The sequence below is a fragment of the Pseudomonas sp. TREG-RG-20F-10-E-6-01 genome (genome assembly GCF_022662455.1).
Lineage (GTDB): Bacteria > Pseudomonadota > Gammaproteobacteria > Pseudomonadales > Pseudomonadaceae > Aquipseudomonas.
On sequence record NZ_JAKNQP010000009.1, the window covers coordinates 87,845 to 100,794 of the forward strand.

General features: G+C 61.1%; 12 protein-coding genes. 11 read left to right on the forward strand and 1 reads right to left on the reverse strand.

Annotated features, from left to right (window positions below; all coding sequences use genetic code 11):
* Nucleotides 1-181 precede the first annotated feature (181 nt).
* The 6 genes from L8K08_RS23055 (at nt 182) to L8K08_RS23080 (ending at nt 7,004) form a co-directional block, all read left to right on the forward strand.
* Nucleotides 182-1,033, forward strand: a complete 852-nt coding sequence (locus L8K08_RS23055) for a fumarylacetoacetate hydrolase family protein (protein WP_242200145.1) — start codon at nt 182-184, stop codon at nt 1,031-1,033.
* A gap of 3 nt (nt 1,034-1,036) precedes the next feature.
* On the forward strand, nt 1,037-1,858 hold the full coding sequence (locus tag L8K08_RS23060) for an IclR family transcriptional regulator C-terminal domain-containing protein (protein WP_242200148.1): 822 nt from the start codon (nt 1,037-1,039) through the stop codon (nt 1,856-1,858).
* Nucleotides 1,859-1,879: 21 nt separating this feature from the next.
* A complete protein-coding gene (locus tag L8K08_RS23065; protein WP_242200149.1) occupies nt 1,880-3,526 on the forward strand; it encodes a bifunctional 3-(3-hydroxy-phenyl)propionate/3-hydroxycinnamic acid hydroxylase in 1,647 nt (548 codons plus the stop codon).
* A 22-nt stretch (nt 3,527-3,548) separates the two neighbouring features.
* Nucleotides 3,549-4,397 (forward strand): VOC family protein, encoded by an 849-nt coding sequence (locus L8K08_RS23070; protein ID WP_242200150.1) that lies wholly within the window; start codon nt 3,549-3,551, stop codon nt 4,395-4,397.
* A gap of 72 nt (nt 4,398-4,469) precedes the next feature.
* On the forward strand, nt 4,470-5,948 hold the full coding sequence (locus L8K08_RS23075; RefSeq protein ID WP_242200152.1) for an aldehyde dehydrogenase family protein: 1,479 nt from the start codon (nt 4,470-4,472) through the stop codon (nt 5,946-5,948).
* 72 nt (nt 5,949-6,020) lie between these two features.
* Nucleotides 6,021-7,004, forward strand: coding sequence for a helix-turn-helix domain-containing protein (locus tag L8K08_RS23080; protein ID WP_145163502.1), 984 nt, complete (start codon nt 6,021-6,023; stop codon nt 7,002-7,004).
* Between the two features lie 27 nt (nt 7,005-7,031).
* Here the strand turns inward: L8K08_RS23080 and L8K08_RS23085 are convergent, their stop codons facing one another.
* On the reverse strand, nt 7,032-7,967 hold the full coding sequence (locus tag L8K08_RS23085; protein ID WP_145163500.1) for a helix-turn-helix domain-containing protein: 936 nt from the start codon (nt 7,965-7,967) through the stop codon (nt 7,032-7,034).
* A 359-nt stretch (nt 7,968-8,326) separates the two neighbouring features.
* Here L8K08_RS23085 and L8K08_RS23090 point away from each other — a divergent pair, with 359 nt between their 5' ends.
* From L8K08_RS23090 to nthA, 5 genes are all read left to right on the forward strand, one after another.
* Nucleotides 8,327-8,488, forward strand: coding sequence for a hypothetical protein (locus L8K08_RS23090; RefSeq protein ID WP_178119716.1), 162 nt, complete (start codon nt 8,327-8,329; stop codon nt 8,486-8,488).
* 42 nt (nt 8,489-8,530) lie between these two features.
* Nucleotides 8,531-9,589 carry a phenylacetaldoxime dehydratase family protein gene (locus L8K08_RS23095; RefSeq protein ID WP_017478889.1) on the forward strand — a complete coding sequence of 353 codons (1,059 nt, stop codon included), beginning with the start codon at nt 8,531-8,533 and terminating at the stop codon, nt 9,587-9,589.
* An 83-nt stretch (nt 9,590-9,672) separates the two neighbouring features.
* Nucleotides 9,673-10,539, forward strand: a complete 867-nt coding sequence (locus L8K08_RS23100; RefSeq protein WP_242200153.1) for a transporter — start codon at nt 9,673-9,675, stop codon at nt 10,537-10,539.
* A 187-nt stretch (nt 10,540-10,726) separates the two neighbouring features.
* A complete protein-coding gene (locus L8K08_RS23105) occupies nt 10,727-12,241 on the forward strand; it encodes an amidase (RefSeq protein WP_242200154.1) in 1,515 nt (504 codons plus the stop codon).
* A gap of 85 nt (nt 12,242-12,326) precedes the next feature.
* The gene (gene nthA, locus L8K08_RS23110; protein WP_145163493.1) at nt 12,327-12,920 is read left to right on the forward strand and encodes a nitrile hydratase subunit alpha; all 594 of its coding nucleotides are present in this window, start codon (nt 12,327-12,329) and stop codon (nt 12,918-12,920) included.
* Nucleotides 12,921-12,950 lie beyond the last annotated feature (30 nt).

Genomic DNA, 12,950 nt, shown 5'->3' on the forward strand with positions numbered 1-12,950 from the left:
CCCATGGAATGGCCCGGGTTGCTTGGCGTTGGAAATCTCGATTCGATGATCGAACACAAAACCCACACTTATTCCGCAATACGAGATTTATGCATAAATCCCACTTTACAGGATTAATGCATAAGCCTAGATTAACCCCATTACTGCCCCGCTCCCGTTCCCCTTTCCGAGAGGACGCTTCATGAAATTCGCAAGCTTCGTTGTTCAAGGCCGCACGACTTACGGTGTGGTTGACGGTGATCAGATAATTGACCTGGAATCGGTCAAGGCCACCTTTGGCGCCGACCTCAAGCAGGCGATTGCCGCCAACCGCCTGGGAGAACTGACCCAGGCCGTGCTCGCGCCACTGCCACGCGTGGCAGTGGCAGACGTGACGTTCCTGCCGGTTATCGCGAACCCCGGCAAAGTGCTGTGCATCGGCATCAACTACGCCACCCACGTGCGTGAAACCGGCCGTGAAATGCCGACTTACCCGATGATCTTCACGCGTTTCGCCGACAGCCAGGTGGCCCACCTGCAACCGATCATTCGCCCCAAGGCTTCGCACAAACTGGATTTCGAAGGCGAGCTGGCGGTGGTCATCGGCAAAACCGCACGGCACGTCAAAGCGATGGATGCACTGGACTATGTGGCCGGCTATGCCTGCTACAACGATGGCAGCGTCCGCGACTGGCAGAAGCACACGATCCAGTTCGTGCCTGGCAAGAATTTTCCGAACACCGGCGGTTTCGGTCCTTGGCTGGTGACCGGCGATGAAATCGGCGACCCCCAGGACCTGGAATTGACCACGCGCCTGAACGGCGAAGTGATGCAACACACCCGCACCAGCGACATGATTTTCGACGTGCGCCAATTGATCGAGTACTGCTCAACCTTCACCGAACTGGCGCCTGGCGATGTGATTGTCAGTGGCACCACCGGCGGTGTAGGCGCCTTCCGCGAACCGCCGGTCTGGATGAAGCCTGGCGATACCGTCGAGGTCGAGATATCCGGTATCGGCATCCTGCGCAACAGCATCGCCGACGAGCAGTAAGCCATGAAGCCATTGTCTGAATCACAAGCCCCGCCGGAACAGGACGCCGATAACAAAGGCTCGAGCCTGGAACGCATGCTGCGGGTCCTGGATTTATTCACCGAAGCCAGCCCGATCTGGGCGGTCGACGAAATGGGCGCGGAACTCGGTTATACCCGCTCGACCATCTACCGCTACGTTCGCGAACTGGCCGAGGCGAGCCTGTTGTTTCAAGTCGAGGCCGGACGTTACGCGCTGGGCGCGCGGATTATCACTTGGGACCGCCAATTGCGCCTCAGCGACCCCTTGGTGCGCGCGGCACAGTCCCTGGAACAGGACCTGCCGCGCTGGAGCGAGCAGCAGGTGTGGCTGATCTGCCGGCTGTTCAAGGACCAGGTGGTGTGCATCCACCAACAGGGCGAGTTGTTCAGTGAGGTCAGCTATTCCCGTGGCTCACCCAGGCCGCTGTTCCTCGGCGCCACCTCGAAAGCGATCCTCGCCAACATGACTTCGCGCCAGCACAACAAACTGTTCCTGGAAAACCCGGACGAAGTCCGCGCCAGCAACCTGGGCCACACCTGGGAACAGTTCCGCCGCTCACTGCAGCAACTACGCCGTCAGGGGTATGTCGCCAGCGCGGCTGAAATTGATCCCGGTGTCTACGGCCTGGCGGCGCCGATCCTCGACAGCGACGGCAAGGTGGTTGGCAGCATCAGCTGCGTTCGTCCGATCGAAGAGCGCGACAACACCCTGGAAGCGCAACAAGGGGCACAGATGCTCAGCCTCGCGCAGGCGCTTTCGCAACGCATGGCGGCGCTCACCCACGCCCCCCGACAGCCGGACTGAAACCTTTGGAAGGGAATAACAATGACAACCCTCAACAGCTTCAGCACTCAAGTCCTGATCATCGGTGCCGGCCCCACCGGGCTGACCCTGGCCAACCTGCTCGGCCAGGCCAATGTCGACACGCTGATCATCGACCGCAAGGCCGGCACCGTGACCGAACCCCGCGCCGTCTCGATCGACGATGAATCCCTGCGCACCATGCAGGCGATCGGGCTGGATGACGCCGTACTGCGCGACGTGGTGCCCGGCTACGGCGTGCACTACTTTACCCGCCCGGGCGGTCGTTGCTTTGGCAAGGTCGAGCCCACCGGCAAGGTGTATGGGTTTCCCAAACGTAATGCCTTTCGCCAGCCGTTGTTTGAAAGCACGCTGAAAAACGGCCTCGAGCGTTTTGCGAGCCTGACAGCACGCTTCAATCACGAACTGCTGGAGTTCACTCAAGATCAACACGGCGTGCGCGCGTTGATCATGGACGCCGATGGCCAACTGCTCGACGTCAAGGCCAGCTACCTGGTCGCCTGCGACGGCGGGCGCAGCCCGGTGCGCAAGCAACTGGGGATCGAGATGGTCGGGTCCAGCTTCGCCTCACGCTGGCTGGTGGTCGATACCGACCAGGACGACGATCCGTTCTGGCAGACCCGCGTGTACTGCGATGCCAGACGCCCGGTCGTGGAAGTGCCCGGCCCGCACCGCACACGGCGCTTCGAGTTCCAGCTCAAGCCTGGGGAAGCCGATGCGCAGGCACTGAGCCCCGAGAGCCTGCACACACTGCTTCGTCCGTTCAAGGGGGATGCCCCGGTGTCCATCGTGCGCAAGACGGTCTACACCTTTCATGCCCGCGTTGCCGAGCGTTGGCAGGTTGGCCGCGTCTTTCTGGCCGGCGATGCCGCACACTTGACCCCGCCCTACGCCGGGCAAGGGATGAACAGCGGCGTTCGCGATGCCCACAATCTTGGCTGGAAGCTGATCGGCGTCATCAAGGGAAAAATGGCCGCGACCGCCCTGCTGTCCTACGAAAGCGAGCGGCGCGACCATGCCTGGGCCTTGATCAAGCTGGCCCTGAACCTGGGCGTGGTCATGGCCCCGGCCACCGTACTGCGGGCTCGATTGATCAGCGCGGCCTTCGCATTGATCGGCCTGGTGCCACCGCTGCGCGACTATTTCCTGCAAATGCGCTTCAAGCCCAAGCCGCGGTTTACCAAAGGCCTGGTGCTGCCCGAAGGCAAAGCGGGAAAGCTGGCCTGTGGGCAAATGTTTCCTCAGCCATTGCTGACCGACGCCCAAGGCCATGCCCACCTGCTGGACGCGAGCCTCGGGGACGGCTTCGCCCTTATTCAATATGGCGACCCTGCCCACCAGCGTCTTGACCAACTGCACCACGGTCTTTGGGACCACCTGGAAGCCAAGCGCATCCTGATCCTGCCCGCGCACTGGCAGACACTGCCATCGCTCCCGGGCTGCACCGTGCTGCAAGACCGTGAAGAGGTGCTCAAGGGCGTGCTCGGCGACAGCCAACAGTTTTTGCTGCTACGCCCGGATCGCTATATCGCCGCCATCTTCGACATGGCCACCCAAGACCAGACCGCCGAATCATTGCAGACGCTGTTCGGCATCACCCTGACGAACAACTGCGCGGCTGAGCCACGCATGGCACCCGTCTACCCCTGAACCTTCAGCCCCAGAGGTGTTTATGCAAACCTTGCAGACTTCCACACCCGCACGCCTGTGCTATCTGCACCTGGCAAGCAAAGATCCCCAGCAGCAAGTCGAGTTCTATCGGCGTCTGCTGGACATGGACGGCCTGGCGCAAGCCGACGGCAGTTGGCTGCTCCAGGGACCCCAGCGCGCCATGCTGATTTCGCCCGCCGACCACAGCGGCCTGCTCGCCGCGGCGTACGACCTGGGCAGCCAGCCGCGCTTGAGCGAGCTGCACGCGCGCCTGGTAGCCAAAGGGTGCAGCGTCGAACCGCTCGACTCGCCGTTGCTGGAAGCGGGCGCCTTTCAAATCCGTGATCCCCAGGGACGGCAAACCGTCTTTGGCGTCGCCCGCAACGCATCCACGGCCAACCCCAAGGGCATGCCGGGACGCCTGCAGCACGTGGTGTTCCAGACCACCGAACTGGAAGCGATGATCGACTTCTACGTCAACACAGTGGGCTTTACCGTCTCGGACAATGTCGTGGACGAGCAAAGCGGCCAGCTCACCACCTGTTTCCTGCGCTCGGACGATGAGCACCATTCACTGGCGTTTTTCCGCGGTTCGAAAAACGAATGGGACCACCATTGCTACGAAACCAATGAATGGAACGACATTCGCGACTGGGGCGACCGTTTCGCCAAGGAGCGCATCACCCTGTTCTTCGGCCCGGGTCGCCACGGTCCCGGCAACAATCTGTTCTTCATGGTGGTCGACGCTGACCGCAACCGCCTGGAGTTCTCGGCCGAGCTGGAAATCACCGAAGCCAGCCGTCCACCCGGGGTCTGGCCACAAGAGGAATACACCCTCAATTCCTGGGGGCGCGCCTGGATCCGAAGCTGAATACGTTCAACCACAGGGCCTGCCCTCTCCTCCCCTTAAATTGACGCGGCTACCTGCCTCTAAGGTAAGACAATGACAACTCCAATCATCGCGCCCTATGCCATCAACGGCGACCAGTACATCAACGGCACCTGGCGTGCAGGTCGTTCTGCACGACGCCTGGACGACCGCAACCCCTTCAACGGCGAATCCTTGCTGGAAATGCCCCTGGCCTCGGTGGCCGACCTGGACGACGCCTACCAGGCCGCCCGGCGCGCGCAAACCGATTGGGCAGCGCTGCACCCGACCCAACGCAGCGCGCAGTTGGAAAAACTCGCCCAGGTCATCCAGAACCGTCGCGAAGAAATCATCGACTGGCTGATCCATGAGTCCGGCAGCACCCGTATCAAGGCGGGCATGGAATGGCAATTCACCCTCAGCCTGGTGCGCGAGTGCGCAACGCTGCCGATGCAGGTCGAGGGCCGGATCCTGACCAGCTACAAGCCTGGCGAACAGAGCTTCGTGTTTCGCGAGCCACTGGGGGTGGTCGGTGTGATCAGCCCGTGGAACTTCCCGCTGTACCTGAGCATGCGCTCAGTGGTCCCGGCACTCGCGCTGGGCAATACCGTGGTACTCAAGCCGGCCAGCGATACGGCGGTCACCGGCGGCCTGCTGATTGCCCATCTGTTCGAAGAAGCCGGTTTCCCGGCGGGCTCGCTGAACGTGGTGGTCGGCGCAGGTTCGGAGATAGGCGATGCGTTCGTCGAGCACCCCATACCGAGCCTGATCTCCTTCACCGGCTCCACGGATGTGGGCCGCAATGTCGGACGTATCGCCACCGGCGGCAAGCACATCAAGCGCGTGGCGCTGGAGCTGGGCGGTAACGCGCCGCTGGTGGTGCTGGCGGATGCGGACATCGAGATAGCGGCACACGCCGCAGTGGTCGGGCGCTTCCTGCACCAGGGCCAGATCTGCATGAGCGTCAACCGGGTCATTGTCGACCGCTCGCTGTATGCCGACTTCGCGGCGCTGGTGGTCGAGCGCGTGCGCAACCTCAAGACCGGTGACCCGGCCCTGGCCGACACGGTGATCGGGCCGGTGGTCAACCAGAGTCAGCTCGATGGCCTGCTGGGTAAAATCGACGCCGCCGAACGCGCCGGCCTCAAGCAACTGTGCGGCGGCCAGGCGCGCGGCCTGGTGCTGCCGGCCCATGTCTTCGGCGAAGTGGGCCCCGACCAGGCCCTGGCCCGGGATGAAACCTTCGGACCGTTGTTGCCGCTGATGGTGGCAGAAAATCAGGCGCATGCCCTGGAGTTGGCCAACGCAAGCGAGTACGGTCTGTCGAGTGCGGTGTTTACCCGCGACATGGCGCGCGGCTTGAGTTTTGCCCGCGGGATTGTGGCGGGCATGACCCACATCAACGACATTACCGTCGATGATCAGCCGAATGCCCCTTTTGGCGGCGAAAAGAACTCCGGCCTGGGGCGCTTCAACGGCCACTATGCTCTGGACGAATTTACCCGTGCACATTGGGTCACCTGGCAAGCCGGGGGCCATCACTACCCGTTCTGATCGCGTGCCAGGATCGGGCGAGGCTCAGCCTTCGCCCGGTCAGCCAACACCAAAAATAAAAAGGGCGAAACAATGAATAATCTAGCCTGTGTGTCCACCGAACAGGTCGTTTGTTCTGACCGGCTGATGAAGTGGAAAGAGTTCATGAGTGATCACCTGGGCCGCACGCCGGAGTATATAAAGCGCCTGGAATCCACCAGCATCGACCCGTTGCAGGACGGCAACTTCCAGGGCCGGCTGGAATACGGTGACCTGGGCCAACTGCGTTTTTGCCGCATGACCGCCAGCGCCCATCGTTACTCACGCCACCTGAGCCAGGCGCTCGACGTGCTCGACACGCCGCGCATGCTGATCCTGCAAATCGCCGGGGTCAGTCATTTCGACCAAGGCCAGCAACACAGCACCGTCGCGCCGGACGAAATGCTGCTGGTCGATTGCGGCAAACCCTTTAGCGTCACGAGCCCCCAGGGCTGCGAGCACTTTCTGCTACTGTTCCAGGGCGCCAACGGGCAACTGAAACACCCCGGCGACATGCACCTGAACGCCCGCAATGGGCTGGGCCGCATGCTGATGCACCTGATCAGCGACGCCTACCAGCACTATCCGTTGCTCAACAGCCACTCGGCCGCACTGATCGGCGACAGTATCGCCGGGCTGCTGGACAACGCGCTGAAGAACAAGCAGGACGAAAAACAACTCGAACATGACTTCCGCTTCTTCAAGCAGAACCGCCTCAAGGCCTATATCGAGCGCCACCTGGCCGACCGCGACCTGAGCACCGAGCGCATCGCCAACGCAGAGCAGTGCTCGGTGCGCAGTTTGCACCGCGCGTTTCAGGATGAGTTGGGGTGCAGTGTCAGCGAATACATCTGGCAGCGTCGGCTGTCCCGTTGCGCCGAAGACCTGCGCAACCGCGAACAAGCCCATCGTTCCCTGACCGAGATCGCCTATGCCTGGGGCTATGGCAGCAGTTCGCACTTCAGCCGGCACTTCAAATCGACATTTGGCATGTCGCCCCGATTGTTCCGGGAAACGGCCAGCGAAAGCCGGGGTTAGTCGCCAGCCGTTTGCGCATCAAGCGCCTCAACTTCGACGCAAGAGGGTATTGGGCGCAACACCAAAGGCCTTGCGAAACGCGTGACTGAAATGGGAGAAGTCAGAAAACCCGAAGTCCAGCGCCGCCTGGGACACGCTGCGCACCTGGCCGCGCTCGATCGCCTCACGGCTGGCATTCAGACGCTCCTTCCAAATCTCTGCAACCGGGGTTTTCTGGTACCGCGCGAAGGCGCGCGTAACGGTTCGCGTGGACACATTGTGGGCTTGCGCGATGACTTCAATCGACAGGTCCGGCTCGGTCAGGTGTCGTTGGATGTACTTCATGATGCGGCCGTAGAGGTCCAGCTCCTGGTGGGTTGTCTTCAGGTCCTGGAGTTCCAGGCTGATCACCAGCAGGTCAATCAATGCGCCTGAATAACGATTCGAGATGTGCTCATCCTGCAACGACGTCGGTGCGCTCGCGGCCTGTCGCAACATTTCACGCAGTGGAATGACACCGGGGCGCCGGTCGTCGAGGACCATCGCCGTGTAATCGGCGATCCGTGGCAGACGCTCGGTCAGCAAGGCTCGCGGAATACGGACCAGGTGGTTTTCGGTACCACCGAAGCTGAATCGAAACGCTTGAGTTGCGTCATAAAGAAACAAATTTCCGGTTGCCAGGTTGGCTTTTCTTCCGCCTTGCTCAATTTGTCCATGGCCATTTCGGGAGAAGCCCAACCATAAGTCTTCAGCCGGTCCGCTGCGCAGGTGCCGCTCGGAGCGTTCCCAGTAATGCAGCGGCGATGACAACGAACAGATGTCCAGATCGCCAACAGTGTTGATGGCAAGCGCTCCGTCAAAACTGCTCTGGGACAAGGGTTTGCTATCTGCCGACAGGCAATGGCGGCAGACCACCTCTTTCCAGTAATCAAAGCGACGGGGCGCCGCTACGGCAAGGGTCGAATACTGCGTGCTTGGGTTCATGGCACTGACCTCAACAACGATGCAATTGACGCTCGATAGGTTTGATTTGCGGCCAATATCCAGCCATCAAAAGCAATTAGCAGGCCAAGCGCAGCCGCAGGCCTCTTCAGGTCCTGCCGTGCGATTTCCATCGAGACGTTCGCCAGGCTTCGGTGCTGTCGCCTTCGCCGTCATCCCCATTTAGAAGCACCGCACGTCACGCGGTTGGCTCACGTGCACCAACGCGGACCACAGGTGCAATTGCAGTTCAGCATTGTCTTTTCCAACCAAACGGTTGTCTCGTCGAACAAAGCGCGCCCTCGCCGCCCAGCCTAATTTCCACCTCACAGCAGCTCACCCCACCGCTGATGAGGCATGCCATGCATCGACCCTATTCACAACGAATGGCTGATTCCTCCTGGCTTCTGCAAAGGCGCGACCTCGCACCTGAAGAGTCGGCTTATTGGTTGATTGAATGGTGGGCCATGACGCTGCTGCACCGATGGCAGGTCGCCAAGCGCGACCTGCCGCCGAAGCGCTGACGCCCACCCGTAGGCCTGAACGAAAATAACGAGGAGCTCAACATGGAATCTGCAATCGACACACATCTCAAATGCCCACGCACCCTGTCCCGCCGCGTGCCCGACGAGTATCAACCGCCGTTCCCGATGTGGGTCGCGCGCGCTGACGAGCAGCTGGAACAGGTGGTGATGGCCTATCTCGGCGTGCAATATCGTGGCGAGGCCCAGCGCGAGGCTGCATTGCAGGCAATGCGCCATATCGTCGGCAGCTTCAGCCTGGCCGATGGCCCGCAAACCCATGATTTGACCCACCACACCGACAGCAGCGGTTTTGATAATTTGATTGTGGTCGGGTACTGGAAAGACCCTGGCGCCCACTGTCGCTGGTTGCGCTCATCCCAGGTCAATGACTGGTGGAGTTCGCCGGATCGGCTCAGTGACGGCCTGGGCTATTTCCGCGAAATCACCGCCCCGCGCGCCGAGCAGTTCGAGACCTTGTACGCCTTCCAGGAAAACTTGCCCGGTGTCGGCGCAGTCATGGATACCACCAGTGGCGAGATCGAAGAACACGGTTACTGGGGCTCGATGCGCGACCGCTTCCCGATCTCCCAGACCGACTGGATGAAGCCCACCACTGAGCTGAAAGTGGTCGCGGGTGACCCTGCCAAAGGCGGCCGGGTCGTGGTGCTGGGGCATGACAACCTCACCCTGATTCGTTCAGGCCAGGATTGGGCGGATGCCGAGGCGGACGAACGCTCGCTGTACCTCGACGAAATTTTGCCAACCTTGCAGGACGGCATGGACTTCCTGCGTGACAACGGCCAACCCCTGGGCTGCTACAGCAACAGGTTCGTGCGCAATATCGACATGGACGGCAACTTTCTCGACCTGAGCTACAACATCGGCCATTGGCGCTCGGTGGAAAAACTCGAACGTTGGGCCGAATCCCACCCTACCCACCTGCGTATTTTCGTGACGTTCTTCCGCGTGGCCGCGGGTTTGAAAAAGTTACGGCTGTACCACGAAGTGTCCGTGTCAGACGCCAAGAGCCAGGTATTCGAGTACATCAACTGTCACTCGCAGACCGGCATGTTGCGCGACGCGCTGTCGCCAACCGCCTGAGCGCCATCGGCGCTTACAGCCCAATTTCGGCTTCCTTGCCACCCTCCCCGGGTGGCCCGGTCTCCCTGTGCGAGGAATAAAAGATGAATAAGATTCGCCTGCTGACACTCTCCACCCTGTTGCCCGCACTTCACGCGAACGCCGGTGAAGTAGCCCCTGGCGACTATGAGCAATACCCGGTCGGCGCGACCATCGGTGCGATTTATTACCAGCACTCCACCACAGACTCGGCTTACGCCAACGGGCACAAGGTCAGCTCTGACTACAGGTTGAGCTCAGACGTCGGCATTCTGCGTCTGCTCCATGTCTACGCGCTCAGCGACACGGTCACCATCGACCCGCAATTCCTTTTGCCGTTCGGGCACGTCTCCAGTGCAGGTGATGCCTCGACGCTGGGCAGTACCCGTGGCGTCGGCGACTTGATCCTGACCGCGCCGGTCAAGTGGCGGCTCAACGAAGCCCGCGACACCCTCAGTATCGCCCCCTATCTGTACGTACCCACCGGCACCTACGACAAGAATGACGCGCTGAATATCGGTGAGAACCGCTGGAAGTTCGAACTGCAGAGTGCCTACGTCAAGCACTTCACAGAACAATGGGCAATGGACCTGGTCGGCGGCGCTACCTGGTATGGCGACAACACTGATTATGGTGCGAATGCCGACCGTATGAAGCAAGACGTTTCCTACGCAGCACAGATCATGGGCCGTTACATGCCGGACGCCACCACCGCATTTGCTATCGGCGTCGGGCGCACCTGGGGAGGCGAGACGAACGTCGAGCACGTCAATCAGGATAACGAGTTGGGGACAACCAACTTCCGTCTGACGGCCACCAAATTCGTCACCCCCAAGGACCAGATCCAACTGCAGTTGGGCAAGGATCTCTCGGTGGACTATGGCGCCAAGGAGGACTTTCGCATGAACCTGCGTTACGCCCGCATCTTTTGACGCAGCGTCCACCGGACAGCCATCGCAGACCTCTGCTGCCTTGGCGCAGGCTGTCCGGCTCAGCCAAGTCGATGTCTTTTCCAACCAAGCCTGCGACCGCAGGCGCGGACTATCTTGAGCACCAAGCCCACCGATATTGACGAGTACACAGTGCTCTTCGGCCACTGACGATAAGGACCGCCCCACCATGGCAATCGTTCGCCCCACCCTTGAGCAGCTATTGGATATCGCGAGCAGCCTGCACATGCAGCTCAGCCCCGAGCAAGCTGATGAATACTTGCTTCTTATGCAGTCAAGCTTCGACGCTTACGACCTGATTGACGAGTTGCCCGACTTTATCCCGCCTGTACGTTACGAACGCAGCTCGGGCTATCGTCCATCGGCCGCACACAACCCACTGAACGCCTGGTACTTGCGCACGGAAGTCAGCGGCGCCCGTGAAGGCAAACTGGTCGGTAAAACGGTCGCGCTCAAGGACAATATTTCACTGGCTGGCGTGCCCATGATGAATGGTGCCAAGCCGCTGGAGGGCCACGTTCCAGCGTTCGACGCCACCGTCGTCACCCGATTGCTGGATGCGGGCGCAACCATCCTCGGCAAGGCCACGTGCGAGCATTACTGCCTGTCCGGTGGCAGTCACACCTCCGACCCCGCACCGGTGCACAACCCTTATCGCCATGGGTTTGCCTCGGGTGGATCGTCTTCCGGCAGCGCGGCGCTGGTTGCCGCGGGCGAGGTCGACCTGGCAGTCGGCGGCGACCAGGGCGGGTCCATCCGGATTCCTTCCGCATTCTGCGGCACCTACGGCATGAAGCCGACCCACGGCCTGGTGCCTTACACCGGAATCATGGCCATCGAAGCGACCATCGATCATGCCGGCCCCATCACCGCCAATGTGCGCGACAACGCCTTGATGCTGGAGGTTATGGCCGGCGCGGACGGGCTCGATCCGCGACAAGCCGCCCCGCAGGTCGACACGTACAGCGATTACCTGGAGCGCGGCGTGAGCGGTCTCAGGATCGGCATCCTGCGCGAAGGCTTCGAACTGGCCAACCAGGACCCGCGCGTGGCTTCGTCTGTACGCAATGCCATCGCACGGTTTTCGCAGCTGGGCGCGCAGGTCGAGGAGGTGTCGGTACCGGAACACAAGATTGCCGGTTCGCTGTGGCACCCCATCGGCTGTGAGGGCCTGACGATGCAGATGATGCACGGCAATGGGGCCGGCTTTAACTGGCAAGGGCTGTATGACGTCGGGTTGCTGGACAAGCAAGCCGGATGGCGCGATCAGGCCAATGACCTGTCGGCCTCTCTCAAGCTGTGCATGTTCGTCGGTCAATACGGTGTCGAGCGCTACAACGGCCGTTTCTACGCCAAGGCGCAAAACCTCAGGCGCCTGGCACGCTCCGCTTATGACGCGGCATTGGCGCGCTATGACCTGCTGGTGATGCCTACCGTGCCGATCATTGCCCAGCCCCACCCGGAGCCGGGTTGCTCGATCACCGAGTATGTGGCCCGAGCCCTGGAAATGATCGGCAACGCCTCCGCCCAGGACATCACCGGCCATCCGGCCATGTCGATTCCCTGCGGCCTGGTAGACGGCTTACCTGTCGGGCTCATGCTGGTGGGCAAGCACTATGCCGAAGGGACGATTTACCAGGCTGCCGCGGCGTTCGAAGCGTCTGTTGACTGGAAAAACTCTTAGCCGGTCCTGCAGCGCAAAAAGAAGCAGCGCAAAAAGAATAAGCCGTCAGGCGCTGCCTGGAAGATCAACGATGAGGAATCAACCCATGACCACACCTGAAAAAAACACGTCAACCCCGGGCGAACGAGCACAGGCTTTACTGCAAGTACTCAAGCAGAAGGACCTGATCCCCGACGGTTACATCGAGCACATGACGCAGCTGATGGCGCATGAATGGAGCCCAGAGAATGGTGCTCGGATTGTGGCCAAGGCCTGGGTGGACCCGCAGTTTCGCGAACTGCTGCTCAAGGACGGCACCGCAGCGTGCGCCCAGTTTGGCTACACCGGCCCGCAGGGTGAATACATCGTTGCCCTGGAAGACACGCCCAGCGTGAAAAACGTGATTGTGTGCAGCCTGTGCTCCTGCACCAACTGGCCTGTGCTCGGCTTGCCGCCGGAGTGGTACAAGGGCTTCGAATTCCGTGCGCGGCTGGTTCGCGAAGGGCGCACCGTCCTGCGGGAATTGGGCACGCACCTGCCGGCCTCGGTCACCATCAAGGTGTGGGACACCAGCGCCGAAAGCCGCTACCTGGTGCTGCCTGTGCGGCCGCAGGGGAGCGAATCGATGGATGAAGAAGCGCTTCGAAAATTGATCACCAAGGATGTCCTTATCGGCGTGGCGCTACCGCACGTAGCGTAACCGGGGCGCTTTGTTTCTTTCACTTTTCAG